We start from the raw sequence: 24103 nt of genomic DNA, 5'->3' as shown, positions 1-24103 counted from the left end.
ATGGAAAATTTACTCGAGATAAAATCGTTAAATACTTATTATGGCGAGAGCCATATTCTTAGAGATGTAGATTTAAACGTTAAATCAGGAGAAATGGTTTGTTTGATTGGAAGAAATGGAGTTGGCAAAACAACTTTATTGAAATCACTAATTGGTTTGTTAAAACAAAAAAAAGGAGATATTTATTTAATTGGTGAAAATATCAATAGAAAAGCACCTCATCAGAGGGCCAGGAAAGGAATGGCTTACGTTCCTCAAGGGAGAGAAATTATTCCATACCTATCAGTTGAAGAGAATCTTATGTTAGGGATGGAGTCTCTACCAGGTGGATTATCTAAGAACAAGAAAATAGATCCATTTATCTATGATCTCTTCCCAATACTTAAAGATTTTCTTCAAAGGAAAGGAGGAGATCTTAGTGGAGGACAACAACAGCAATTAGCTATTGCAAGAGCATTGCTAGGCAAACCTCAACTTCTATTGCTTGACGAACCAACGGAAGGTATTCAGCCAAATATAGTTTTAGACATTGAAAATGCAATTAACCAGATAATTAGAGATACAGGAATTGGTGTTTTATTAGTTGAACAACATTTGCATTTTGTAAGACAAGCCAATAGATATTATGCGATGCAACGCGGAGGTATTGTTGCCAGTGGAAATACTAGTGAGTTGAGTCAAGCGGTTATTGATAAATTCTTGAGTGTTTAAAAGATTATAATTTTAAATTAATAAAAATAAGTATTCATTTTTCGCATCTTATAAGGTCTATGCTGTTTGGATGCTCATTTATATACTTATTAAATTCCATTGCTAGTGTTCTAGCCTCGTAAGCGTCAGAAGCATAAAAACAATTTTCCAATCTTATATTTTGAAAATCGCGATAATGCACTGTATATGGCTTCAACATATTATTTTTGTTCATTTTAATTTGCTAAAAAGCAATTAAGTTATATCTCAACCATGCATATGTTCCTAAAATTAAAGCACTACTTTTGTTGTTATCAAAATATATTCACATAGATTATGTATTTAAAAATACCTAATGAAGAAAAAAAAAATTAATCTATTTTTTTTTAGGGTCCTGCTTCTTACCTTCTATTAAAAAAACAAATTTAGATAAAATATAACCAAAAACTGGTACCCAAAATCTTTCATAAAAAAATTTCATAAAAATTAAGCAGCTAATGATTCCTCATCTATAGTTTCATTTTTATTTATAAGCTTCAAATCTAAAGAATTAAATAAATATTGCATAAGAAGAAAATCAAGTTCCCCTTTTAATAAATTAACATCGGATGAAAGTAGATCATCAACAAAATCATCAAAAGTATCTGAAAGAAGATTCACAATAAAAATTTATTTTTGCCATTATCATCGCATTCACAATAAAAGTCAACCAAATTTAAATATTAATTTTTGATCTTTTTTTGAAAATTAATTAATTAATACTTAAAAAATTAAATAATAAATATAAACAAGCAAAATAACAGGTTTAATATCAAGCTTAAGGTTTTTGAATTAAATTTCATTTATCTCGCTTTCCTTAATTTAATATCACTCCTAATGTGCATTATCAAAACGATAATACACATATTTGCTAAAAAGAAATTTAAAGAATGCATCAACAAACCTTTTAATATATTTATAGCAAGACTATTGATGTGCCAATTAGGAAAGAATCACTAAAAAATATTTTAAAAGTAATAAATTTTTATAGCAATAAAATTTGATATTAATAGCTAATTTTAAATATTATTTTTTAATTAGCTCGAAGTAACCATTTTTATTTAATAAGTACTTATCAAACCAAAGGATTAATAGATTGTCTAATCCTATTCCATTCATTTTATTTATTTGCGAAGTCTTATAGTCTGAGAGTGCAAGCAATAAATACGGAAAAATCAAATCAGAAACTCCTTTTGGCAGTTTTTCTAAAGGTACTCCATGCGCTCTATCCCATAAAATTTGCATATCCTGAGAGAACAAAGAACTCCAATAACTAAAATTACAATATAACTTTTCTGGAGGAAGTAGATTTACAGATAGAACTGGGAGGGATGAATTCATAGGAATAAATATTTTTATAGATTGTTGAATTTAGATTTTTGAAATGGTGAAATAATTTTTATATGAAAATCTCCTAGAAAGTACAAATTAAATTTAACGCACAGTGCATCACTTATCAACACCTTATTAAGTGTTATATTTATCCATCATTTCCTGAAATTTTAGGAATGATAAAAACTTTTTATAAGTTTGCAAGTCAAAAGCCTCCTGATTCTCTTCATTTAAATAGGTTGATTTACTAGAAATAAAATGATTTCCTAAGTTAGTTTGCATTGAGAGTTTTGCATTATCTGGAAAGTCACCAGAATTATCAAATGAATTATTTGAAATATCCTCATTTGATTGATATGATTTGGTTACTTTACCATTTTTTTTATTAAATATACCTCTTTTAGAAAGTGCTTCTTCTACCAAAATACTTATTATTTTTGAATTACTTAAATTATTCTCTGTGCTTAACTTTTCAATTATTCTCATAACATCTTCTCTAGGAATAAAACCAACTCGTTTTTTCTTGGTAGGCATTTAAAAATTAATTAAAGTTCAGCACTTGACTGTAATAAGTGTTGCACTATATTCATTATAAGTCAATTTAATGCTAATGATTTTACCAACAACATTACTCTTAGGAGCCCTTGGATATCTATTCTATACTTCAAAAAAAGAACTTTCACTGGATAACCATGAACTTATAGAAAACCAAAAAGAGCATGATGATTTGTATAAAGATTTGGAAGATCTATTTATTTAAAATAACCTTATATGCATTAAAGAACTTTGTTTCTTGACTAAAGATATACAAAACCTTAAACATAATTAGAATTAAAGTAAAAAAGCTATTAATTCAATGACTGTCCATCAAGATTACGAAATAAAAATCAATCTAAATGAATTGATCGAGAAGAGAATCCCATGTTGTGATTTACTTCATCCAGATCATTGTCTAACAGAAAAACAAGTCTCTGAAATTGCACATGATATTCGTATGGATTTAAATTTGCATGATCTTTACAAGCAAGTGGATCGACATATTATGAATTATGTAAATGCAGCAGGAATTGATAACAAAGATCATTGGGTAGAACCTCATCTTCCAGATTTGGAGAGAGATTTAAAAGAAGAAGTTGGAATAGAATTTGATTAATCTTTTTTCTTATAAAAGAAATCAATATATGTATTTTTTTTCCAAATCATCTATTAATTTATAAATACTTTTAGCTGATCTCTTTCTTTTATTTAATATTCTCAATACTATAAATCCAATCAATAATGCAAAAATAGGTGTAAAAATAATAATTTCACGAATCATAACCCATCAAACAGAAGCCTATTATTTAAATTATTAAAATTTCTTCATCAATAAAATAGGTACTTTATACAAATATCCTTCGCTATAAATAATTAAGATATTCTATAAATAAGTGAATGGATACAAATTTTTTCATAAATTATGTAGAAATAAATTTTAAATCAATAAATATAATGATTAATTATTTTGCTTTAACAGTTACTGAGATGGGGATCGGTAAAATAGAGTTAGCAGTTATTGGCGCAGTAATTTTAATATTTCCAATTTTATTTATTTATGCTTCTAAAAACCTTGATGCCAAGGGAGTTTTCGAATGGATGATGGAGAAACCAAATGATTGGATAGGAAAAAAATAAGACTCATACAATATACATTTTCTAGTTAATCTTCAAATTTTCTAAATTACTAATATCGAAATCATAAACCTGGCAATTATTTTCTAAATCATTAACTATTGAATTTTTTAGTAAAGAATAATCTATCAACTTATTGAGTTTATTATTTTTAAATTCCTTATTAGTTTCTCCAATAGCAAATGCCAAAGCTCCTTCATAAGAAATACCGAAGTTGGAAGTGTTGCAGTAAGTTCTAGTGAACTTGCTAGAAATCTTTTTAGTATACTTTTCAAGAGTTTTTGAAGAAGTATCTAATGAGTGAACTGGACTACTAAATAGAAAAAGAAAAGTTAAAGTGAATATCGCAAAAACCCTTTTGATCATAAAATTTCAAAAATTGCAAATTTAATATAGTTTAAAATTTAACTTTGCCGACTATGTTTTATTAAAAATTATAGAAATTAAAAATTTATTAACCAGAACAGTTATTTCATATTTTGGATGATAAAAACTCTCTAAATGAGTATTTTATAGTTTGAATTTTTTTTGGTAATTTTTTTAAAAAACGCCTAAATGCTTTTGGCATCAAAAATCCATATCAATAATTAATAGATAACAAATAATACATGGGTATTCAATAAATATTTATATAAAATAAGTAAATTAATTATTAAATATATGTATTGAGCTATGGAAATGTATTTAAACATGAATTATTTTTAAATTAAGTATTAAATACAAAATTAATATGGCATTACCAGAACTTATTTATGCTCCTATAGATGGCGGAACAATACATAGATATGAAATTAGTGGTGGAAAGAGAAAATTTTTAAGATTTATAGGTTGTTATTTGGGTCAATGTAATTTCCACAAAAATATTGATGATGCTATTGATTACATAAAAAATTTGAAAGAATCACAAAAGATACAAAAAATATGAAATAAAGATACATAGATACGATAGAGACTCAATATTTTTCTATAGCTACATAAATATTGCTACAAATAATAGAGAATTTTCTTTTTATAAGAAATTGATTATTTACTTGGGTTATAGTTCCGAAAGATAAACAGTCATTTAAAAAAAGAAATTAATTTATGGAAAACAGACAAATTAATTTTTTTAAATCAAAAGACTTTAATACCGTTCTTAAGCCATTTAAAAAAGGAACGGTAGTAAAAATTGACTCGTTTGATATTAGAGAAACTCAAAAAGATTTAAATATAGGTTTATTTGGTTGGTATGCAATTTGTCCCTCTAAAGAACTAAAAAAAAATAAGTTATATTATTTTTCACTCTATGATGAGCCTCTTGTTCTTTATAGAGATGAAAATAAAAACGTTAGGTGCATTAAAAATATTTGTCCACATAGAGGGGCCTCCTTTTTTGGAGGGACATTATCAGATGGAGTAATAACCTGCCCATATCATGGAGCTAAATTTTCATCTAGAGGAAGTTGCCAAAATCTCGACAGAATAACATGTCGCCATATAGTTGATAATAACTACGATAACTACGCCAAAAGTATTCATTTATCTCAATACAAAACTTCAGAAAAAAATGGATATATTTTTGTACATTTTTCTAAAAAATCTGAGACTGATTTAAATAATATAAGTGAAGATACACCTATAAGTAACTACGAATTATATGAAAATGGTTTTTCATATATGGATTATGTCTTTGAGGAGGTATTAGTCGACTTCAAATGTGATTGGTCAAGGATCATTGAAAATCACCTAGATATCCTTCATATCTTTTGGGTTCATGGCGATACAATCCCAGATAAAGATGTGAATAAAAACGTATTAGTTAGTTTTACCCAGAAAATTAATATTAATCCCTCATACATTGAAAGTATTTATTATTACAAGAATGACCCTAAAAAAGAATTTATTCGCATTAAGTACATACCTCCAGGAAGAATATTAATTTACAAAGGCGATCCTTCCTCATCAAGATATTTACAAGTTTTAGATCATATCCCTCTAGGAAACAACAAAGCAAGAGTGATAGTAAGACATTACAGGAAATTTCTACAAAATAAACTACTTAATAACCTCTTATTATTTAAAGAGACTCAAAGAAAGATTTTTTATAAGATCTTCGATGAAGATTATATGATTTTAAAAACACAAACATATAATCACGATATGGGATTTATAAGTAAGGATGAAATAAAATTATTGGGAGAAGATAGGATAATAAATTATTTTTGGAAGTGGTACAAGAAGTCTGAAGATAAAGATGAACCATGGAAAAATATTAACAAAACCCAAAATCTTGATGTATATGACAAAGTTATATTGAAATATCCTCCTGAAATAAAGAAGTTAGAAATTGCAAATAATATAGATATTATTAGAAAAACATTTGTAAGATTTGCTGCTCCGCTTATATTTTTTATGTTAATAATATAATCCATGAAGAAAGTAGATAGACCTTCATGGTTGAATTGGCTTTATCTCTTTATATTTATTTTAAGCTCGATTCAATTGATTATATTTTGGAGTAATAAGTTTTAGTGTTTAATAAATTTTGGTTTGACGCAAAAAATATAAATTGTTTTAGAAATGGCTTTAGAGTAATTAAAGATTTAAATTTAAAGATATCTTATTCAGAAAATGTAATATTAATTGGACCAAATGGTTCAGGTAAATCATCTCTAATTGAAATAATTAATAGAAACTTATACCCAGTAGTAGCTAATGAATCGAAACTGAAGATATTTGACAAAGAACTTATAAATTTATGGGAACTTAGAAAAAAGATAAGTACCGTAAATAATGATATAAAAAATAGAATAAATCCAAATTTACAAGTATTTGATTTAATTTTAAGTGGACTGTATGGCAGATATTGTTACGTACAAAATAAATCTGATAGAGATTCTTATAAGGTGGAAGAAATCATGAAGAAAATGAATATATCAAATTTATCTAAAAAGAATTTTTCCTATTTATCTGATGGAGAAAAACAAATTTCCCTTATTGCAAGGGCATTAATCAAAAAACCAGAAATCTTAATCCTAGATGAACCAATTGCAAATTTAGATTATAAATCAAAGTTTTTTGTAGTTGATAAGGTTAATGAATTGTCAAAATTAAATACAAAAATTTTATGTGTCACTCATGATATTTCAACAATTACAAAAATTTATGATCGAGTCATAATGCTAAAAGATGGCAAAATAATCGCCGATGGAGATCAAAATGAGGTTATAAATAGTGAAAATCTTAATAAGTTATATAGTATTCAAGTAGAGGTTACTAATAATAATGGAATTTGGAATATAAACAGATTATCTAAATAACAATTATAAAAATAGCTATCGCAATAGCAAGAAATACTAATTTTTTACTTTTTAAAAATGAAGAGGATTTATTTTTAAATGAAGAAGATCCACATTTAGAGCATACAATCCTACCTCCTAAAGATCGATCTGAGACGAATGAAGAACTTCCACAATTAAAACAAACTCTATTTGCGCTCATAAAGAATAAAAAGTTTAGTAATTCTATCTAAATTATATTCCTAAAAACTATGTAAAGAAAAACATCAGAATTGTTATGATAATGAGAATCTATTGCAATAAGTAATTTTTTAGTCCATAATTGATAATAATTCTCATTATCAAATTTAAATTAATGAATTTCCATAGTTATGGAGAATCTCCGTCAAAATCGGTAAGGATAATAACTGGACAATCCGTATTAATAGATCCTTCATCAAGACCAAAAGGGACATGCTTAGAAGTTGAAAGTGGAATTGCAAGAGTTTATTGTCCTTGTGAAGAAACTGAAGGGATGACACTCGCATTTTTACAATCAGGTGATCAATTAAGAACGGACCTTTTATGTAGTGAAGGGGTCTGCGTTGAAGCACTAACAGATTTGTCGTTTCACAGCAATGTAAATATTGATGAGAATATCGGTTTCGATGCAGTAAATGAATGGACTTTGCAACTTCTTAGAATTAGACACTTAGGAAATGCAGAACAGCGATTACAAGCGTTGTTTTCAATACTAGTAAATCGTCTAGGTAGAAGATGTGGTCAATGGTGTGAGTTACCTTTTAGGTTAACTCATGAAAGGATTGGTGAATTAATCGGTTCTACACGAGTAACATCGACAAGATTAATTTCTAAATTAAGATCATCTGAGTTATTAATAGCTCCTATTGGAACCCAAACAGTAAGTGTTGCACCTTCTTTTATTGAAACATCGCCCCTATAAAAATATGAAGGAATCACAATCACTTACTAACAACTTGTTAATGGAAGTTGATGTTTTATCGAATAGACTCAGAAATATCAAGCAATCCTACAAAACCACAGAGAATAAAGCATTGAAGGGAAGGTTACTTACTGAAAACAAAAATATTTTTAAAAGAGTAAATGAGATTCATAAAATAGCTGAAACCTTAAATAAAAATAATGAGAAAATCAACTTTTCGAATTTACTTTTTGAAATAACCAAAAGGACATTGAATGAAAATAAATTTGAAAGTAATTTATTTTTTCTTTAAATCACTATCTATTAATAAGATCGCCGAAGGTTGATTAGAAGCAAACTTTACTTTGCCCAGTATGTTGGCAAATTCATCTTCTGATTGTGTTTGAGCCTCTATAATTGGATCTAAAAATACGTTAGTTCTTGTATCTGAAATTCTTTCTGATATTGAATAAAGTTGTTGTAGAGATGAAGTTAAATCAGCCTCCATGTTGAAAGAATAAGAAATCAGCTCCTCTATTGAATCCCATGTTTGAACGGGTGCAGGAATTTCATCTAATTTTACGCTTTGTCCTCTTGCGATTAAGTAATCTGCAAATTTCTGAGCATGTTCCATTTCACCTTGTGATTCACTTAGAAAATGAGAGGCAAATCCATTTAAATCACGTTCTTGAAACCATAGATACATAGAAAAATATTGAACATTGGCATATCTTTCCATTGTTAGATGTTCAAAAATGTTATCCAATAAACTATTGTCTATTGGTTGAGCGACAGCTCTTCCAGATGGACCAAAATTAATTAATTTCTTTGTTTTTAAATTATTTTCATTCATTTTCAGATAAGTATCTAACTAAATAATACAACATTTTGTATAAATTAGTAATTAATAAATACTTTAAATTAAATTAAATAATATGATAATGAAAATCACTCGCAATACTATAAATGAATTCAGAGTACAGTTTTTCTGAACTGCTATTAACTAAAAAAATATATAAAAGTAAAAAAAAGAAATGTAAAAAGAAAAAATGCTCTAATTGGAAGGGAGGCAAGTGTAATTGCCTATAAATAAATTCTATATATTTACCTTATGTGCTCCAGGATATAAAAAATAAAAACTATTTTTATTTATAGAAAGAGAACATTTATCACCATTATTTAGAAGATTATTAATATCAGTTCTAACCCGCAATATGTTTCCATTAATAGATACTTTATATATAAGAAATTCTCCAAGAAATTCTTTAGACATAACAATCGCCTCACCAGATTCTGATCTTTTAATTGAAATAAATTTAGGCGAAATTGACATACTTTTGATACCTGTATTTTTCAAATACTCTGAACAATTTATTTCACCTAAACAAGAAATATATGAATTACCATTTTTTTTGAGATTAATAATATTATTACCCAAAATAAAACTACTAACAAATATGGTCTTGGGATTATTTAGAAGGTTAATTGGCGTATCAATTTGATGTATTTTCCCATCATTCATAACGGCGACCTTATCACAAATTGACATCGCTTCTTCCGGATCATGAGTAACCATCAATCCGCTTGCATTACAACCTTTTAGGATATTAGGGAGTTCACTTCTCAATTTTAGTTTGACATGCATATCAAGACTACAAAAAGGTTCATCTAATAAAATAAAATTTGTACCTGGAGCAAGAGCTCTCGCAATTGCGAGTCTTTGTTTTTGGCCTCCAGACAGTTCATGTGGGTACCTTTCAACAAAATTATCAAGACCAACAACATTCAATAAATAGTCAACTCTAGATCTGTCTTTTTTGTTTTTCAACCCAAAAATTACATTTTCCAAAACAGTTAAATGAGGGAAAAGTGCATAGTCTTGAAAAACCATACCAATATTTCTTTTCTCAGGACTAAGAATTTTTTTCCTACTAGAAATTTCCTTATCATTTAGAGAAATCCTCCCTTTAGAGGGATATTCGAACCCCGCGATTAATCTTAAAAGAGTAGTTTTTCCGCAACCAGAAGGACCAAGTAACCCTAACAATTCGCCATTTTCAATTTTCAGATTAATTTCGTTTAATATCCAATTTGAACATTCTCTCTTATCGTATTTATGATGCAAATCATCAATTGTTAACGCATCATTTTTCACTAAGTTCTTCTTATTCAAATATATTAAGGTAGCAGAAAATATTCACCTAAAATATCCCATGTATAATTTTATACACCATTTTATTTTTAAATTTAATGAGAAAGTCTGAAAGAGCAGAAATAATACGCAAGGAACTCAAAAAGCTATATCCATCGCCTCCAATACCCCTTGATCATACAAATGCCTATACTCTTCTAGTCGCCGTAGTTTTAAGTGCTCAATCAACAGATAAGAAAGTTAATGAATTAACAAAAAGCTTATTTAAAGTTGCAGATAATCCAGAAAAGATGATACAGCTAGGTATTAATGGCATTTACGAATACATAAAATTTTTAGGTCTATCTAATCAAAAATCAAAGAACATCTATAACTTATCTAAATTATTGATTGAGAAGCATAATGGTACGGTCCCAGATTCTTTTGAGAAGCTTGAATCTCTTCCAGGGGTAGGTCATAAAACAGCCTCAGTTGTAATGTCTCAAGTGTTTAAAATACCCTCATTCCCAGTCGATACTCACATACACAGGTTGGCACAAAGATGGGGTCTATCAAATGGCGATAGCGTAGTTCAAACAGAAAAAGACTTAAAAAAAATATTTCCTGTTAATGATTGGAATAACTTACATTTGCAAATAATCTTTTATGGCAGAGAATACTGTACAGCAAGAGGCTGTGATGGAACAAAATGTTATTTATGTCGCACTCTTTATCCCAAAAGAAAAAAGAAATTTATATGTAAAAAGCCTTAAGAAATTTATATAATATTTAAATTAGTTCTTTAATCATGAAAATAGCAATTACTGGTGCATCGGGGAAAACAGGTTATAGAATTTCCGAAGAAGCAGTTAAGAAAGGATATAAAGTAAGGCAAATCATCAGAAAGAATTCAAAAGTCTCAGCAGGACTAGAGCGTTTAGAAACAATTAGGATTTCATTAGACAAAAAAGGAGAACTTGATGAAGCGTTAAAAGATATTGATGCTTTGATAATTGCGACTGGAGCGAGAGCATCATTAGATTTAACTGGTCCCGCAAAGGTTGATGCATTAGGTGTATACAGGCAATTAGAGAGTTGCAAAAGAGTTGGTATTAAAAGAGTTATTTTAGTTAGTTCCCTTTGTACTGGTAAATTATTTCACCCATTAAACTTATTTGGCTTAATTCTTATTTGGAAGAAATTAGGTGAAAACTTTCTACGCAATGCAAATTTTGAATGGACTATTATTAGACCTGGAGGATTAAAGGAAAATGAAGATATTAAATCAGAAAATATAAATTATTCAAAAGAGGATACTCAAATTAATGGATCAATCCCAAGGAGATTAGTTGCGCAATGTTGTATAGATTCTTTAAAAAACAAAGAATCCATAAATAAATTAATAGAAGTTACAAGTTCGAATGATAATAAAAAGATATCTTTTAAAAAAGCTATGCAAATGATTTAAAAGATGTAAATATATAAATTAAAACTATGAAAATAAATCCCAAAATTGATGCATTACAATTAATGCTTACTGATTTAAGAACTAGAAATGAGCCAATAAGACATAAAGCTGCATTTAAAGGCTGTCAACCAGAATTTCAAAGTCTTGTATCAAGATTAATAAAGCAGTTAGAGGACGAATTAGTTGCTGAAAAGCTTACTAATCGTGATATTTAAAAAATTTAGATTACTTAAATGAAATTAAGTTATCCAATTTTGCTTGTTCTGAAAGTTCATCATATCCTCCATAAAATTTATTATCCAAAAATATTTGAGGGAAAGTATTATGGCTACTTTGAGCCATAATTTTTTGAAAGCTCTCATCATTGTCTATTAGAGTAACTTCATGAGGGATAGATAAAGAATTAAGCAACCTAATTGCTCTTTTAGACCAAGGACAATCCTTTAAAATATATGCTTTTACACGTGATTCATTAGTGATTAAATCATGATTTGAGATATTAATAATTTTCTGTTCAAAAGAAAGTAATAATACATCAGTACCTTTTTTTACAATACATCCCTCCTCAAGATGCCCGCCAAACACATTACATCCCTCATCTGCAAAACTCAAATGTAAATGAACATCTCCTTTATTAAAATGTCCATTTAAAGAAACTATCTCTAGATTTCCTTCAAATTTATTTATCTCTTGATTACCTGGGCATTGAATACAAACTGTTCTAAGATTACCAACCACTCCAGAAACATACCCGTATAAATTATTCGATAAAGAATATTCTTTAATTGAATTTATCAAATCAGATTCTGGAGATAGCTTTAGGCTATGAGGCTGCATTAGATATAAGGAATAATTTTGTAATATAAAACATCATCATTCATAAAGAGAAGTTGAGTTTATAATCTTTAGGATTCATATTTAAATTAAATTTTAGAATCTAGAATCAAAAACCATCTAATATTTTTCCTAAAAAATTAAGCTTGTTGAGAGTGTAATATATTTTTTATATACAAAAACTAATTTGTTATTAAGAAAAAATCTTAAAAAATTGGCATTGAATATTCCAAATTTACTATCGATATCTCGACTTTTCCTTGTATTTCCATTAATACTTTTTTTAGAAACTAACAGACCTTTTTATGTCTTTATATTGATCATTATTGGAGGCTTAACTGATTATTTTGACGGGTTAATTGCAAGGAAATTTAATCTTAAAACCAGATTAGGAGCTATCCTTGATCCCTTAAGCGATAAAGTATTCTATTTAATTCCTTTGACCTTCCTTTGTAAAAATAATTTTATACCCTTCTGGTCTTTGTCATTAATTTTATTTAGAGAATTAATTATCTCTAGCCTAAGGAACTCTACAAAAGACGGTTTACCAGCATCAATGTTAGGAAAATATAAAACATTTTTCTTCTTCATTTCAGTAATTACCTTCTTTACACCATTAAAAATTAGCTTCTTTAATAATTTGGCTTTAATTTTTTATTGGTTAGGGTTCATCCTGACTTTTGTGACTTTATTAGGCTATTTAAGAATTAAAAAGAATATTATCTGAATTTTCATCAAACTCCTCACTCTTTTTAATATTAAAATCATTCACAAAACTATCCTTTAGACCATTAAGTAAATCAAAAGTAGGCGCCCACTCTAAATCACGTTTTATCTTAGATATATCAGTCTGATAATGATTTAATCTAATTGGAAATCCCTTTCTAGACTTAGGATCTAATTTTTGATAATCAAATGTTCTTAAAGAAATTTCATTTTGGTTTAATCCAAGAACATTTGCACAGAAATAAATTAAACCCTTGATTGTTACTCCTTTTTCACCTGAACAATTGTAAATATTATTTTTGGAATTTTCAAAATTTATGCACCTAATCATTACATCAGTTAGATCCGAAACATGGCCTAGCTGAGTAATTAAAGAACCGTCACCAGGAATTGGAATTGATTTTTTAGTAAATAACCTTTCAAAAAACCAATTTTCAATTTTATTATAATTTCCTGGTCCATAAATATAAGTAGGTCTAAAACTTGTAAAAGGAATTTTTTGGTTTTTTAACCAATTTTCTGTCTCAAACTTTCCTTTGTGCCTACTTTCTGGATCAATTGGATCAACTTCGGATAAGGGTAGTTCACAATTATCTTTATAAACACCTGCAGAGCTTACATATATGTATCTCTCGAAAGAGTTATCTAAATTTTCTAAAAGAAGTTTGGTTTGTTCTAACTCTCGTCCAGAAATATCAAAAACAACATCATACTTTTCATTTCTTAGCTTGACGATATCTTCTGAATTATTTCTATCACCCTTAATTAAATTTGTTTTTTCAGGATTACTTTTATTACCTCTCGTGAAAATATCAATATCATAATTTTTACTTAATAACTTTCCAACCAAAGACTTGCCAACAAATCTAGTGCCGCCCATTACAAGAATTTTCATATTCAAAAAATATTTAACTGAAGTAGTAATCTTAAATAGAATTACATATTGAATAGTACTACTAATAAGTAATTAATGAAAAGGATGATTCTATGGACCTAATACCAGCAATTGATTTAATGAATGGTAAGTGTGTAAGGCTTTTTAAAGGCGACTTTAATAAAAGAAAAGACTTCACAAAAGAGCCTCATGAGCAAGCTAAATTTTGGGAAAGCGAAGGAGCCAAATATATACATATAGTTGATTTAGATGCTGCAAAAACTGGATCCCCAACAAACGATAAATCAATAAAAAAGATTGCAAAAACAGTTAACATACCAATTCAAATAGGTGGGGGGATAAGGTCTCAAGAAAGGATAGAACAATTATTTTCTTATGGTATTGAGAAAGTTATCATGGGAACATCTGCAATAGAAAATAAAGAACTAGTTAAAGACTTATCAAATAAATTTCCAGGAAGGATAATTGTTGGGATAGATGCAAAAGATGGAAAAGTTAGTACAAGGGGTTGGCTTGAGCAATCTAATATTTTTGCCACAGATCTAGTAAAGGAGTTTTCTTCATTTAAAATTGCTAGTTTTATTGTTACAGATATAAATACAGATGGGACTTTAGAAGGGACAAATGAAGAATTCATAAAAAGCATACTTGAAATTACAGATATCCCAGTAATAGCCTCAGGAGGTATAGGTTCAATTTCTGATTTATTATCGTTACTAAAATATGAAAACTCTGGACTCTTTGGAGTAATAGTAGGTAAAGCTCTTTATGAGAATAAATTCACGATAAACGAAGCGAATAATATATTGTCAGAAGAGAGACTAAATGACTTTGATTTAAACACAAATTACTACGCTTAAAAGAGTATAAAAATTGATTTAAGGCTGGTGTTTGCAGTAATTGTTAGTTAATTTTGTATAAGAGATAAGAAATCTAGTCTTGGAATTAATTTCAAAAAAATCGATATTGATTATTGCTCCAAGCTTAATAGCAGAATCTTTAACGCTTAAGTTAACATCACTAGACCAAAATTTAGAAATTAATTTTAATAATGGAACAGGTGAAAAAACTCCAGATTTAGTTATATGGAATGTTCTTAATTTTCAATCAGAAGATCTTATAAGGTTAGAATTATTAAAATTAAGAGAAAGATATGATGAGTCAAAGTTTCTTATAATTCTCTCTGGCGAACTTGTTTATGAAGCAAATACCCCTCCATCGTTAAATGCTGAAGGTTTTCTTTTAAATCCCAGTGCAGAAAAAGTTCTTGAATCTATTGATACCATTTTAAATGAAGGAAGGGTATTTGATATTGAAAATAATTCCCAAGTTCAATTAAACAAAAATAAGCCTCTCTCTTTTAGTCAAAAAATTCTAACTTCAGGTCTTAAACAAATAGATTCTGAAATTAACTATATATTCAAATATGTCAACTCTGATTCAACACCAGAATTTTATAAATTCATTTTAAAAGGAAGATTAAGAGAACTTATTACTGCAAAATCTTTTCTAATTTTCTTATGGGGTAATTCACTAGAACTTTATACAGAGGCAGTTTACACTGAAAATAAAATTAATCTTGAAAATAAGAACACTGTTTTCATTAAAGATAAAAACACTGCAGAAATATGGAATTTGATTTTAGATAGACTAAAAGAAAGGTATAGCTCAACTAACTTACAGGTTGAATTTAATAATTCATCAATAATTCTCTCTGGAATAAAGAAAGAATTCATTTCGCGACTAATTTGCAAAATGTTAGATGAGTTAGATAATTTAGTAAAAAATATTAAGGAAAACTATAAGGCGAAAGATTTTAAAGATGACTTAAATTCTCTTATAAAAGAACTTAAAGTTAATACAATTTCAAATATCACAGACAGTTATTTTCGATTAAAAAAAGGAGGCGAATCGATTTCAATAAATGATTTTATTTATAGTGAGGTAAGTTGCGAAGAGATAGATAGAGAATCACATGAATCGATTATGTTTATTGAGCCAATTATCAAAAATGAAGCTCTTGACTATGATGGGAAATTACTCCCTCTATATGAAACAGAATCGTTTTTGATCCTTGAAAATATAATTTCAAACTGGACAATAAGGAACTGTAATTTATTAGCTTCTGAAATCTTTAATATTTGTTCTTCTTGGCCTGAATTAAGAACTGTACTTATAAATCCCGAATTACAATCCACAAGAAATTTTGAAAGATTTAGAAATAATATTAATAACTACAATCGCTGGCATGACTATATTTATATGCCTATCTACTTGTATGAGAGTAAACGAGAATATATTGATATTATCGATAAAAAATTTACCCGTTACTTTAAAAATGAAAATAGGGAAAAAGAATTAGAGAATCTAGAATGGCTACAAAAACAAGTTACATTGTTAGTTGAGATAAGAGATGCCGTAGCACCGCAGTTAGAAGTTGCTGTAAAATATATCGGTAATCTTTTCGTAACTTTCCTTACAAAGGTCGTTGGCAAAGCTATCGGTTTGGTTGGGAAAGGAATCCTTCAAGGATTAGGAAGATCAAGTTCAAAGTAAGTTTTTAAACTTTAATGAAAATAATTCAATGGATCCTAATAGCATTAATTTTCTTAAGTCCATATAAAGCAAATGCCTCTAGAGATTCTGATAGTTACGATGGCAACATCTTTCCTATATACGCAGGTAATGGGGCTATAGTTCCTCCCCAGACGACTCTTGATGAATCATTAAAAAATAAAAGAGTCGCAGTTTTATTTTTTTATCTTGATGATAGTTCAGATAGTAAAGCTATGGCTCCGATAATATCTGGTTTAGATTTGATATGGAGAAATAATGTAGATATCATTGCTCTAACTACTGATGAATTACAGGATAAAGAAAAGTCTGATCTTAGAAATGAACCTAATTATTATTGGAACGGATTAATTCCACAAACCATTATTTTAAATAGTGATGGAGAAGTTAAATATGACAAAAACGGAATGGTTAATATCGATGAATTAAACAAAGTTATAGGTGATCTAAAAGGAATAGATATAGAAGATACGACATTTTCTGTAGAAAGTTTTAATGAATACAACAGTATCATTTCTGAAAAAAAGATAAAAACAAAAATTAATTAAAAAAATGATATTAATAAATATCCTCTTACTTCTTTTAATTTTTTTAATTTTTTCAGATATATATATTAAATACTCACCCAAATCAAAGTTAAATTTGGTCCCTATAAATTACTTCATCAAAAAAAAGGATAGTTTAAGCGAATTAATTATTGATTTAAAAATAACTAATAAAAGTAAAACCAAAGAGACGATGGTATCTAATATAAATTTTGAATTAGATTTTTTTAAAAGTAAAGGGAACGAATATTGCCAAAATTTTAATTACCAAGAAAATATTTATATATATGAAAATAATAAAATTAAGAATTTAAATAATTACTGGCCAACAACAATTATCAAGTCAAATTCAGAATTATTTTTAAGAATCATATATAAATTTAGCAATAATAATTTTAGAAAAAAAATAAAATATCTATGGTTAAAAGTATATTGGGAGAACTATGGACATTTTGGTATTTCAAATAATAAGGATTGTTTGTTAATTAATTTAGATGGTCAAAAACAAAGGCCGAAAGAAGTTTTTGAAATTCCAATAAATAATAAATATAAAGCTTTTGCTATTAAAACTGATTTACTTGGTTGCTTTGATAACCCAGTAAATACTGTGATTGAATACTGCGAAGGAATTATAGAAAAAAATGATATTTTAACAATCGGTGAGAGTCCGCTAGCGATTATGCAAAAAAGATATATTTCCCCTCAAAATTTAGAATATAGTTTTTTTTCGAAAGCTTTATGTTATTTTTTTCACCCTACAAGCAGTCTTGCAACAGCTTGCGGCATGCAATTATTAATAAATAGAATCGGAGTCACAAGAATAACCTTTGCACTATTTGTTGGATTTCTCTTCAAATTACTTGGTATTAAAGGTATGTTTTATAGATTAACAGGCTCAGAATCATCCCTCATTGATGATATAAGCGGTACAGTTAAACCTTACGATAAGAGTATAGTTATGGGTCCTCTCAATGCAGATTTTTTTTGTAAGGAGGTCTCGAACTATCTAAATATAGATGTTGCTGTTGTGGATGTTAATGATCTTGGAGGTGTGAAAGTCTTAGCTAGTTCAAATAAAAAAGTAAATAAAATACTCAAAAGAAACTTAATATCTAATCCAGCTGGCAATGGAGATGAAAAAACCCCTATAGTATTAATAAGAGAAAAAAAGTAAATGAAAAAAGATACCTCTTATTCTTTTCAATCTAAAAAAGGAATGGAAGTAACTTTTGAAGAACTCCATATAAGGCATATTAACCTTTTAATAGATATAAAAAATAAGGAATTGAATAATTGGCTTTTAAAGATGGCAATTATAAATACCTTTGATGACTTAAAAATTTTTTTAAATAATCTAAAGAAAAATAAAAATAAATGCATAATTTCTATATATGGAAACGAAATTATTGGTTATTTGAATATTTTTCCATTAAACAAAAAAGAGACTTGCTTAAAAATATCTAAGCCAAATTTGATTAACGACAAGTGTTCCTTAACAGATAAACAATTAACTTTAGGATTGATAAAAAAATCTATCTCAATAAAAGAAATCCAAACTTCAAGTTGGATAATTAATTCTGATATAAATAATGTTGACCTCATATCAACCTCAAGAGAATTAGGCTTTCAACCTTTAGGAGAGATAATCCTTTGGGATGGTTCCGATCTAAATAAATCTATAAATCAAAATACCAATGCCTATCCTTTAATTAATGAATTCCAAAACATTAATAAACAAAATATAATAAAAATAGTTAATTTTATAAGATCAAATCAATCTCCCTTAATAAGAAATATTTTAGATTTTGATCAGGACGACATTCTTAAAAGAAATAACTCTAAAAGTGGTGCCTTAATATATGAAAATTCAGTTTTATGTACAATTTTAAAAGATATAAATTATCAAAATGAAGAAATTTATACTTTAACTATAAGTAGATATTGGGATAAAAGATTCAATTCTATTTTAAAAGAATTTATAAAAAGATTTTTTGAAAAATCACCTGTTTCATATTTAAAAACCTATAAAGAAAATTCTCAATTAAATCTTTTTCTCGAAGAATGTAATCTCAAAGAAAAAAATCAAGAAATAATTCTTATCAGGAATACAATAGTTAAGAATGAAGCCAAACAAGTAAATATAATAAATCAATCTTTGGAATCAATCTTTGAAAAATTAAGTCCACAAGGTAATCCATATCCATCTCCTTTTCCATTAAAAACAAAGTGAAATTTTGCAAACCCAAACCAAAGTCAATTTTGAGTTTGGATATAGGTACCAAAAGAATAGGTTTAGCTTATTGTGATCCCCTCTGCATAACATCAAATATACTTCCAGCAGTAAAACGGTTTGAAAATAATCAAGAGATTAAAATCATTAGAAATTATATAAATGAATTGAATTTGACTGGGTTTATTGTGGGTATTCCACTAGATGAGAAAGGTCAAATGACCACTCAAGCTATTGACTGTAAAAATTACGGTAAATTACTTTCAAATGAATTAAAGCTTCCATTTTCTTACGTCAACGAACATAGTTCAACTTGGGAATCTTCAGATAGATTTGGAATAAAAAAAGATAAATCGGGATTGATTGATAGTTTCTCAGCAAAAATAATTCTTGAGCAATGGATCAAAGAAGGTCCTGAAATAGAAGAAATAGCTGGTAAACGTCAGATAAAATATTAGTATTAAAAAGGATAGATAATTTTTAAATGAAAGAAGCCAATTCAAATGATAATTATGATGCACAGACTCTTTTATTAAATGACTCAAATGGAAACGAGCTATTTTGTTATCTTGAACAATTAGTAAGTGTTGAAGGCCAAGAATATGCTTTATTAACGCCAGTTGATACTCCGGTAAGTCTTTTTAAGATAAATGAAAAAGATGAACCTGAATTAATTGAGAAAATAGATAAAAATGAACAAATACTAAAAAATGCTGAAGCAGTTCTTCAAGAACATGATTTAAGACTTATCAGATCAGCAGTTACATTAACAGTATCAGGAGAACTTGAAGAACCAATTTATGATGAATTAGAAGAAGATTACGTAGATGATGATAGTGAGAGTTATGAATTGCTTGTTAACTTTAATCTTTTTGACCAAGAATATGGCTTATATATACCACTAGATCCTTTTTTTATTGTGGGTAAATTAAAAGACAAAGGTGCCTTACTGGTTGAAGATGATGAGTTCGATAAAATTCAACCTTTGATTGAAACTGAGCTTGAAAAAAGTAGTTCTTAAAATAAATGAGATCTATCCTAAAAGTCAATTGGGATTCAAACTTACCAATATATAATATTTCTCAATCTGAGTTGCAAAAAAAAGGAATTAATTCTTTATTGCTAGACGTGGATGGGACTCTAGTAAATAGAAAATCAAATATGATCCCAAAAGCTGTAAAAAATTGGATCATAGAATCTAAAAAACTTTTCTCCTTATATCTAATAAGTAATAATCCATCAAAAAAAAGAATCGCAAAAATAGCGAAAGAATTAAATTTAAGGTATAAATACAATGCCTCAAAACCAAGAAAAAAAGTAACTTTGTCTGCTATCAAAGAAATTGGCAGAGAGTCAAAAAATATAGCTATTATTGGCGACAGGATTTTTACAGATATTATTGTTGGGAATAGATGTGATATAAAAACAATATTAGTTAAGCGATTAAATAAAGATGGCTTGCCTATAAAATTTAATTTAACTTTGACTATAGAAAAATTAATTTCTCATTTTATAAAATGAAAACTTGGGTTATAAAAATTGGTACTAGCATTTTAAGAGGAACAGAGAAAACATCTACTGAAGAAGTTATTGAAAACCTTTCTAGATCCTTTACAAGTTTTCTTTCCAAAGGAAACAGATTAATTTTAGTAACTAGTGGAGCGGTTGGGTTAGGTTGCCAAAAATTAAATATTAAAACGAGACCAAATGATTTAAGTACCCTTCAAGCTACTGCTGCAGTAGGTCAAGTTAATTTAATGTCCTTATACGATAAAGTATTTAATAAATTAGGTCATAATATTGCTCAAATTTTAATAACTAAAGCTGATTTTAATTCACGAGAATCCTTTAATAACGCTTCTAAAACTTTAAAAAAATTAATTGATTTGAATGTTATTCCAATAGTAAATGAAAATGATACCGTAGCAAATGAAGAGCTTAAATATGGAGATAATGATACCCTCTCTGCTTTAGTTGCTTTGGCAATAAATGCTAACAAGCTTATTTTATTAACCGATATTGAAAATCTATACTCAAAAGATCCACGTAATAATAAAGATGCGCAACCTATTAAAGAAGTTCATAATAGTGAATTAAAGGAAATTAAAGATAAAAATATTCAAAACTCAAATAATGAATGGGGAACAGGAGGAATTTCTACAAAATTAATTTCTGCAGAAATAGCAACAAAAGGAGGAGTAGAAGTCCAACTAGTTGATGGAACTAATAAAAAAAACTTAATTGAAATTTTTAATGATAATAAAATTGGAACTTTATTTTATCCAGTAGAAAAACCTATTGGAAACAAAAAAAGTTGGCTTTCACATGCAATTCAAACAGTAGGGAAAATTACTTTAGATGATGGCGCTTCTTTTGCAATTAAAAAAAAAGGTGCCTCACTTTTAGCGGTTGGTGTTAAGAATGTAGAAGGAAACTTTACGATTAATCAGGCAGTTAAAATAGTAAATACAAATGATAAAGAAGTTGCAAAAGGTTTAGTATCAATAAGTAGCGACAAATTAAGAAGTATCTTAAATAATAATGAAAATAATAACTCCTCGATAATTGTCGTACACAGAGATGTTCTTGCTCTCTCTTAGAAAAAAATTAAAACTGAAAAATGCTTTTAAGTGATTTAGTTGATCTAATAAAAAAAGGAAATTCAAATTTTATTAGTGCCAATATTTTTGAAGATTTAAATATACAAGATGCTGCCTCACTTGATGCTGCAATTAAACATCAAATATCTTTTTTAGAAGAAAATAATATCCTCAAAGAAAAATTAGATCAAACTAAAGCATCAGCATTAATAACTAATAACAACGATGAAATCGTTAGTACACTAAAGAAACTCAATATATCAAACATAATCGTTAAAAATCCAAGAATTGCATTTGCAGAAGTATTAGATTGTTTATATAAAACTATCAATTTCAAACCAGGAATTCACGCTTCAGCGGTTATAGATAGAACAGCAATAATTGGATCAGATTGCCATATTGGACCTAATGTCTATATTGGAGAAAATACTGTAATTGGAGACAATAATCATATTCTTCCGGGATCATCAATTTTAGGCAATGTTCGAATAGGAAACAATAATATAATTCATCCAAATTGTGTTATTTACGAAAATACCACTCTAAAAAATAATTGTGTAATTAATTCAAATTCTGTTATTGGATCAGAGGGGTTTGGTTTTATTCCTAAAAATGGCAAATGGGTAAAAATGCCTCAAAAAGGTGGTGTAAAAATAATGAGTTTTGTAGAAATTGGAACGAATTGTTGTATTGATAGACCCGCAGTTGGCTTTACTTTTATTGATGAGGGAACAAAGTTGGATAATTTAATACAAATAGGTCATGGAGTAAAAATTGGAAAGAATTGTGCATTTGCAGCTCAAGTTGGTATCGCTGGAGGAGCAAATATTGGAGATGGTGTTATTTTGGCAGGGCAAGTAGGAGTGAATAATAGAGTAAAAGTTGGTAATAATGTAATAGCAAGTTCAAAATGCGGAATTCATTGTGACATAGAAGATGGCAAGGTAATTAGTGGTTTCCCCGCGATGGAAAATAAATCATGGCTAAGGAGTTCAAGCATTTTTAAAAAATTACCAGAATTAGCAAAAAAACTTAGACAATCAGACAAGCAATAATTTATTGTTCTATTAAACAAAAATTTAAATGAAGAAATATAAGATTGTTTTATTGTCAGGAGACGGAATTGGACCAGAGATTTCAGAAGTTTCAAAAAGAGTTTTAAAAAAGCTTTCAAAAAATCATAATTTCGATATTGAGATTATTGAAAAATTATTTGGAGGGATAGCTTATGAAAGATATGGGACTCCTGCCCCAGATGAGACAATAGATCAATGTAAAAAAAGTGATGCTGTACTTTTAGCATGTGTTGGAGATATTAAATATGACTCTCTTGCAAGAGAATTAAGGCCAGAAAGTGGGTTACTAAAGTTAAGATCTGCCCTAAACCTTTTCGCAAATATCAGGCCTGTCAAAATTAGAAAATCTCTATTAGATGCAAGTACATTAAAAAAAGAAATCGTTGAGCATGTAGATCTTATTGTTGTAAGAGAATTAATAGGGGGAATTTATTTTGGAAAGCCAAGAGGACATATAACAAATACAAAAATCCCAAAAGCTTTCAATACGATGATTTATGATTCGGCCGAGATAGAGCGAATAACTGAAATAGCAATAAAAATTGCTAACCAAAGAAATAAAAAAATATGTTCTGTTGATAAATCAAACGTCCTTGAGGTTAGTCAATTGTGGAGAGATACAGTTTTAAATATCACCTCAAAAGATAAAAATATATCTCTAAGCAATATGTACGTTGATAATGCAGCAATGCAATTAGTTAGAGATCCTGGTCAATTTGATGTAATTTTAACAAGTAATTTATTTGGAGATATCTTAAGCGACTTAGCCGCGATGTTAACTGGTTCTATTGGTATGCTTCCATCTGCTTCTCTAAACAATAATGGCCCAGGAGTTTTTGAACCTGTTCATGGTTCGGCTCCTGACATAGCTGGTAAAAACATAGCGAATCCTATAGCAATGCTTTTATCTGCTTCCATGATGTTAAAAATTGGATTAAATGAAGAAGAAGCTGCAGAAAATTTAGAAACTGCCATTGATAAAGTTTTATCAAAAGGATTTAGAACAGCAGATTTAGCTGATGGGTCTTCTGAAGTTTCATCTTGCAGTGAAATCGGAGATAAAATAATGGATGAAATTTAAAAAAAATTAAT

Annotated in this window: 34 protein-coding genes; 24 read left to right on the top strand and 10 right to left on the bottom strand. The window is 28.1% G+C overall.

Annotated elements, in window-relative coordinates:
* The gene (gene urtE / locus HA152_RS04420; protein ID WP_025894429.1) at positions 1-711 is read left to right on the top strand and encodes an urea ABC transporter ATP-binding subunit UrtE; all 711 of its coding nucleotides are present in this window, start codon (positions 1-3) and stop codon (positions 709-711) included.
* A gap of 34 nt (positions 712-745) precedes the next feature.
* On the opposite strand, the gene HA152_RS09970 is transcribed toward urtE, so the two are convergent.
* The 4 genes from HA152_RS09970 to HA152_RS04405 form a co-directional block, all read right to left on the bottom strand.
* Positions 746-925, bottom strand: coding sequence for a hypothetical protein (locus HA152_RS09970; RefSeq protein ID WP_075440696.1), 180 nt, complete (start codon positions 923-925; stop codon positions 746-748).
* 251 nt (positions 926-1176) lie between these two features.
* Positions 1177-1350 carry a hypothetical protein gene (locus HA152_RS04415; protein ID WP_209133955.1) on the bottom strand — a complete coding sequence of 58 codons (174 nt, stop codon included), beginning with the start codon at positions 1348-1350 and terminating at the stop codon, positions 1177-1179.
* Between the two features lie 405 nt (positions 1351-1755).
* The gene (locus HA152_RS04410; protein ID WP_209133953.1) at positions 1756-2070 is read right to left on the bottom strand and encodes a hypothetical protein; all 315 of its coding nucleotides are present in this window, start codon (positions 2068-2070) and stop codon (positions 1756-1758) included.
* Positions 2071-2196: 126 nt separating this feature from the next.
* Positions 2197-2595: a hypothetical protein gene (locus HA152_RS04405; RefSeq protein WP_209133951.1), complete on the bottom strand. Its 399-nt coding sequence runs from the start codon at positions 2593-2595 to the stop codon at positions 2197-2199.
* 76 nt (positions 2596-2671) lie between these two features.
* Here HA152_RS04405 and HA152_RS04400 point away from each other — a divergent pair, with 76 nt between their 5' ends.
* From HA152_RS04400 to HA152_RS04390, 3 genes are all read left to right on the top strand, one after another.
* A complete protein-coding gene (locus HA152_RS04400) occupies positions 2672-2821 on the top strand; it encodes a hypothetical protein (protein ID WP_209133948.1) in 150 nt (49 codons plus the stop codon).
* 96 nt (positions 2822-2917) lie between these two features.
* Entirely contained in the window at positions 2918-3214 is a 297-nt protein-coding gene (locus tag HA152_RS04395; protein ID WP_209133946.1) for a hypothetical protein, read from the top strand.
* 281 nt (positions 3215-3495) lie between these two features.
* The gene (locus HA152_RS04390; RefSeq protein WP_245211202.1) at positions 3496-3735 is read left to right on the top strand and encodes a hypothetical protein; all 240 of its coding nucleotides are present in this window, start codon (positions 3496-3498) and stop codon (positions 3733-3735) included.
* A gap of 21 nt (positions 3736-3756) precedes the next feature.
* Here HA152_RS04390 and HA152_RS04385 read toward each other — a convergent pair whose 3' ends face one another.
* On the bottom strand, positions 3757-4098 hold the full coding sequence (locus HA152_RS04385) for an RNA-binding protein (RefSeq protein WP_209133944.1): 342 nt from the start codon (positions 4096-4098) through the stop codon (positions 3757-3759).
* Between the two features lie 364 nt (positions 4099-4462).
* Between HA152_RS04385 and HA152_RS04380 the strand changes: the two genes are divergently transcribed.
* The 3 genes from HA152_RS04380 (at position 4463) to HA152_RS04370 (ending at position 7031) form a co-directional block, all read left to right on the top strand.
* Positions 4463-4657 carry a hypothetical protein gene (locus tag HA152_RS04380; RefSeq protein ID WP_209133942.1) on the top strand — a complete coding sequence of 65 codons (195 nt, stop codon included), beginning with the start codon at positions 4463-4465 and terminating at the stop codon, positions 4655-4657.
* Between the two features lie 158 nt (positions 4658-4815).
* Entirely contained in the window at positions 4816-6138 is a 1323-nt protein-coding gene (locus HA152_RS04375; RefSeq protein WP_209133940.1) for a Rieske 2Fe-2S domain-containing protein, read from the top strand.
* Between the two features lie 104 nt (positions 6139-6242).
* A complete protein-coding gene (locus HA152_RS04370; protein ID WP_209133938.1) occupies positions 6243-7031 on the top strand; it encodes an ABC transporter ATP-binding protein in 789 nt (262 codons plus the stop codon).
* Here the strand turns inward: HA152_RS04370 and HA152_RS04365 are convergent.
* Positions 7024-7212, bottom strand: a complete 189-nt coding sequence (locus tag HA152_RS04365) for a hypothetical protein (RefSeq protein WP_209133936.1) — start codon at positions 7210-7212, stop codon at positions 7024-7026. The genes HA152_RS04370 and HA152_RS04365 overlap by 8 nt on opposite strands.
* A gap of 153 nt (positions 7213-7365) precedes the next feature.
* On the opposite strand from HA152_RS04365, the gene HA152_RS04360 reads away from it, so the two are divergent.
* Complete coding sequence (locus tag HA152_RS04360; RefSeq protein ID WP_025933439.1) at positions 7366-7953, top strand: Crp/Fnr family transcriptional regulator; 588 nt, start codon at positions 7366-7368, stop codon at positions 7951-7953.
* 4 nt (positions 7954-7957) lie between these two features.
* Entirely contained in the window at positions 7958-8245 is a 288-nt protein-coding gene (locus HA152_RS04355) for a hypothetical protein (protein WP_209133934.1), read from the top strand.
* Here HA152_RS04355 and HA152_RS04350 read toward each other — a convergent pair.
* Both HA152_RS04350 and HA152_RS04345 read right to left on the bottom strand, forming a co-directional pair.
* The gene (locus HA152_RS04350; protein WP_209133931.1) at positions 8231-8785 is read right to left on the bottom strand and encodes a ferritin; all 555 of its coding nucleotides are present in this window, start codon (positions 8783-8785) and stop codon (positions 8231-8233) included. The genes HA152_RS04355 and HA152_RS04350 overlap by 15 nt on opposite strands.
* Before the next feature lie 243 nt (positions 8786-9028).
* Positions 9029-10087, bottom strand: coding sequence for an ABC transporter ATP-binding protein (locus HA152_RS04345; protein ID WP_209133928.1), 1059 nt, complete (start codon positions 10085-10087; stop codon positions 9029-9031).
* A 95-nt stretch (positions 10088-10182) separates the two neighbouring features.
* On the opposite strand from HA152_RS04345, the gene nth reads away from it, so the two are divergent.
* The 3 genes from nth to HA152_RS04330 are packed head-to-tail and all read left to right on the top strand — an operon-like array spanning position 10183 to position 11746.
* Positions 10183-10836 (top strand): endonuclease III, encoded by a 654-nt coding sequence (gene nth / locus HA152_RS04340; protein ID WP_209133926.1) that lies wholly within the window; start codon positions 10183-10185, stop codon positions 10834-10836.
* A 35-nt stretch (positions 10837-10871) separates the two neighbouring features.
* On the top strand, positions 10872-11531 hold the full coding sequence (locus HA152_RS04335; RefSeq protein WP_209133923.1) for an SDR family oxidoreductase: 660 nt from the start codon (positions 10872-10874) through the stop codon (positions 11529-11531).
* A gap of 26 nt (positions 11532-11557) precedes the next feature.
* Positions 11558-11746: a hypothetical protein gene (locus HA152_RS04330; protein WP_032518806.1), complete on the top strand. Its 189-nt coding sequence runs from the start codon at positions 11558-11560 to the stop codon at positions 11744-11746.
* A gap of 10 nt (positions 11747-11756) precedes the next feature.
* On the opposite strand, the gene HA152_RS04325 is transcribed toward HA152_RS04330, so the two are convergent.
* Positions 11757-12368 carry a PCC domain-containing protein gene (locus HA152_RS04325; RefSeq protein WP_209133921.1) on the bottom strand — a complete coding sequence of 204 codons (612 nt, stop codon included), beginning with the start codon at positions 12366-12368 and terminating at the stop codon, positions 11757-11759.
* A 184-nt stretch (positions 12369-12552) separates the two neighbouring features.
* Here HA152_RS04325 and pgsA point away from each other — a divergent pair, with 184 nt between their 5' ends.
* Entirely contained in the window at positions 12553-13092 is a 540-nt protein-coding gene (gene pgsA / locus HA152_RS04320) for a CDP-diacylglycerol--glycerol-3-phosphate 3-phosphatidyltransferase (protein WP_209133910.1), read from the top strand.
* On the opposite strand, the gene HA152_RS04315 is transcribed toward pgsA, so the two are convergent.
* Positions 13066-13986, bottom strand: a complete 921-nt coding sequence (locus HA152_RS04315) for an NAD-dependent epimerase/dehydratase family protein (RefSeq protein ID WP_209133908.1) — start codon at positions 13984-13986, stop codon at positions 13066-13068. The genes pgsA and HA152_RS04315 overlap by 27 nt on opposite strands.
* A gap of 92 nt (positions 13987-14078) precedes the next feature.
* Here HA152_RS04315 and hisA point away from each other — a divergent pair, with 92 nt between their 5' ends.
* From hisA to leuB, 11 genes are all read left to right on the top strand, one after another.
* Entirely contained in the window at positions 14079-14846 is a 768-nt protein-coding gene (hisA, locus tag HA152_RS04310; protein WP_209133906.1) for a 1-(5-phosphoribosyl)-5-[(5-phosphoribosylamino)methylideneamino]imidazole-4-carboxamide isomerase, read from the top strand.
* A gap of 79 nt (positions 14847-14925) precedes the next feature.
* Positions 14926-16542, top strand: a complete 1617-nt coding sequence (locus HA152_RS04305; protein ID WP_209133904.1) for a DUF3685 domain-containing protein — start codon at positions 14926-14928, stop codon at positions 16540-16542.
* Between the two features lie 14 nt (positions 16543-16556).
* On the top strand, positions 16557-17108 hold the full coding sequence (locus HA152_RS04300) for a thylakoid membrane photosystem I accumulation factor (protein WP_209133902.1): 552 nt from the start codon (positions 16557-16559) through the stop codon (positions 17106-17108).
* Between the two features lie 4 nt (positions 17109-17112).
* A complete protein-coding gene (locus HA152_RS04295) occupies positions 17113-18279 on the top strand; it encodes a hypothetical protein (protein ID WP_209133900.1) in 1167 nt (388 codons plus the stop codon).
* A complete protein-coding gene (locus HA152_RS04290; protein WP_209133898.1) occupies positions 18280-19335 on the top strand; it encodes a hypothetical protein in 1056 nt (351 codons plus the stop codon). It abuts the gene before it with no gap.
* Positions 19332-19793 carry a Holliday junction resolvase RuvX gene (gene ruvX, locus HA152_RS04285; protein ID WP_209133896.1) on the top strand — a complete coding sequence of 154 codons (462 nt, stop codon included), beginning with the start codon at positions 19332-19334 and terminating at the stop codon, positions 19791-19793. The genes HA152_RS04290 and ruvX overlap by 4 nt, the downstream gene beginning before the upstream one ends.
* A 26-nt stretch (positions 19794-19819) precedes the next feature.
* The gene (locus HA152_RS04280) at positions 19820-20356 is read left to right on the top strand and encodes a DUF3727 domain-containing protein (protein WP_011818296.1); all 537 of its coding nucleotides are present in this window, start codon (positions 19820-19822) and stop codon (positions 20354-20356) included.
* Positions 20357-20361: 5 nt separating this feature from the next.
* Positions 20362-20856 carry a YqeG family HAD IIIA-type phosphatase gene (locus HA152_RS04275; RefSeq protein WP_209133894.1) on the top strand — a complete coding sequence of 165 codons (495 nt, stop codon included), beginning with the start codon at positions 20362-20364 and terminating at the stop codon, positions 20854-20856.
* Complete coding sequence (gene proB, locus HA152_RS04270) at positions 20853-21935, top strand: glutamate 5-kinase (protein ID WP_209133892.1); 1083 nt, start codon at positions 20853-20855, stop codon at positions 21933-21935. The genes HA152_RS04275 and proB overlap by 4 nt, the downstream gene beginning before the upstream one ends.
* Positions 21936-21955: 20 nt before the next feature.
* Positions 21956-22990 (top strand): UDP-3-O-(3-hydroxymyristoyl)glucosamine N-acyltransferase, encoded by a 1035-nt coding sequence (lpxD, locus tag HA152_RS04265; protein WP_209133890.1) that lies wholly within the window; start codon positions 21956-21958, stop codon positions 22988-22990.
* A gap of 28 nt (positions 22991-23018) precedes the next feature.
* Positions 23019-24092: a 3-isopropylmalate dehydrogenase gene (gene leuB, locus HA152_RS04260; RefSeq protein WP_209133888.1), complete on the top strand. Its 1074-nt coding sequence runs from the start codon at positions 23019-23021 to the stop codon at positions 24090-24092.
* Positions 24093-24103: the final 11 nt, after the last annotated feature.

This window comes from Prochlorococcus marinus XMU1412 (assembly GCF_017696315.1).
Lineage (GTDB): Bacteria > Cyanobacteriota > Cyanobacteriia > PCC-6307 > Cyanobiaceae > Prochlorococcus_A > Prochlorococcus_A marinus_AF.
The sequence above is the reverse complement of the archived record's forward strand: the minus strand, read 5'-3'. Positions and strand labels throughout refer to the sequence as shown.

Excerpts from the sequence above, each read along its gene's own strand:
- urtE (WP_025894429.1), top strand. The coding sequence starts at position 1 with ATGGAAAATTTACTCGAGATAAAATCGTTAAATACTTATTATGGCGAG.
- HA152_RS09970 (WP_075440696.1), bottom strand. The coding sequence starts at position 925 with ATGAACAAAAATAATATGTTGAAGCCATATACAGTGCATTATCGCGAT.
- HA152_RS04410 (WP_209133953.1), bottom strand. The coding sequence starts at position 2,070 with ATGAATTCATCCCTCCCAGTTCTATCTGTAAATCTACTTCCTCCAGAA.
- HA152_RS04405 (WP_209133951.1), bottom strand. The coding sequence starts at position 2,595 with ATGCCTACCAAGAAAAAACGAGTTGGTTTTATTCCTAGAGAAGATGTT.
- HA152_RS04400 (WP_209133948.1), top strand. The coding sequence starts at position 2,672 with ATGATTTTACCAACAACATTACTCTTAGGAGCCCTTGGATATCTATTC.
- HA152_RS04395 (WP_209133946.1), top strand. The coding sequence starts at position 2,918 with ATGACTGTCCATCAAGATTACGAAATAAAAATCAATCTAAATGAATTG.
- HA152_RS04390 (WP_245211202.1), top strand. The coding sequence starts at position 3,496 with ATGGATACAAATTTTTTCATAAATTATGTAGAAATAAATTTTAAATCA.
- HA152_RS04385 (WP_209133944.1), bottom strand. The coding sequence starts at position 4,098 with ATGATCAAAAGGGTTTTTGCGATATTCACTTTAACTTTTCTTTTTCTA.
- HA152_RS04380 (WP_209133942.1), top strand. The coding sequence starts at position 4,463 with ATGGCATTACCAGAACTTATTTATGCTCCTATAGATGGCGGAACAATA.
- HA152_RS04375 (WP_209133940.1), top strand. The coding sequence starts at position 4,816 with ATGGAAAACAGACAAATTAATTTTTTTAAATCAAAAGACTTTAATACC.
- HA152_RS04365 (WP_209133936.1), bottom strand. The coding sequence starts at position 7,212 with ATGAGCGCAAATAGAGTTTGTTTTAATTGTGGAAGTTCTTCATTCGTC.
- HA152_RS04360 (WP_025933439.1), top strand. The coding sequence starts at position 7,366 with ATGAATTTCCATAGTTATGGAGAATCTCCGTCAAAATCGGTAAGGATA.
- HA152_RS04355 (WP_209133934.1), top strand. The coding sequence starts at position 7,958 with ATGAAGGAATCACAATCACTTACTAACAACTTGTTAATGGAAGTTGAT.
- HA152_RS04350 (WP_209133931.1), bottom strand. The coding sequence starts at position 8,785 with ATGAATGAAAATAATTTAAAAACAAAGAAATTAATTAATTTTGGTCCA.
- nth (WP_209133926.1), top strand. The coding sequence starts at position 10,183 with ATGAGAAAGTCTGAAAGAGCAGAAATAATACGCAAGGAACTCAAAAAG.
- HA152_RS04335 (WP_209133923.1), top strand. The coding sequence starts at position 10,872 with ATGAAAATAGCAATTACTGGTGCATCGGGGAAAACAGGTTATAGAATT.
- HA152_RS04330 (WP_032518806.1), top strand. The coding sequence starts at position 11,558 with ATGAAAATAAATCCCAAAATTGATGCATTACAATTAATGCTTACTGAT.
- HA152_RS04325 (WP_209133921.1), bottom strand. The coding sequence starts at position 12,368 with ATGCAGCCTCATAGCCTAAAGCTATCTCCAGAATCTGATTTGATAAAT.
- HA152_RS04315 (WP_209133908.1), bottom strand. The coding sequence starts at position 13,986 with ATGAAAATTCTTGTAATGGGCGGCACTAGATTTGTTGGCAAGTCTTTG.
- hisA (WP_209133906.1), top strand. The coding sequence starts at position 14,079 with ATGGACCTAATACCAGCAATTGATTTAATGAATGGTAAGTGTGTAAGG.
- HA152_RS04300 (WP_209133902.1), top strand. The coding sequence starts at position 16,557 with ATGAAAATAATTCAATGGATCCTAATAGCATTAATTTTCTTAAGTCCA.
- HA152_RS04295 (WP_209133900.1), top strand. The coding sequence starts at position 17,113 with ATGATATTAATAAATATCCTCTTACTTCTTTTAATTTTTTTAATTTTT.
- HA152_RS04290 (WP_209133898.1), top strand. The coding sequence starts at position 18,280 with ATGAAAAAAGATACCTCTTATTCTTTTCAATCTAAAAAAGGAATGGAA.
- HA152_RS04280 (WP_011818296.1), top strand. The coding sequence starts at position 19,820 with ATGAAAGAAGCCAATTCAAATGATAATTATGATGCACAGACTCTTTTA.
- HA152_RS04275 (WP_209133894.1), top strand. The coding sequence starts at position 20,362 with ATGAGATCTATCCTAAAAGTCAATTGGGATTCAAACTTACCAATATAT.
- proB (WP_209133892.1), top strand. The coding sequence starts at position 20,853 with ATGAAAACTTGGGTTATAAAAATTGGTACTAGCATTTTAAGAGGAACA.
- lpxD (WP_209133890.1), top strand. The coding sequence starts at position 21,956 with ATGCTTTTAAGTGATTTAGTTGATCTAATAAAAAAAGGAAATTCAAAT.
- leuB (WP_209133888.1), top strand. The coding sequence starts at position 23,019 with ATGAAGAAATATAAGATTGTTTTATTGTCAGGAGACGGAATTGGACCA.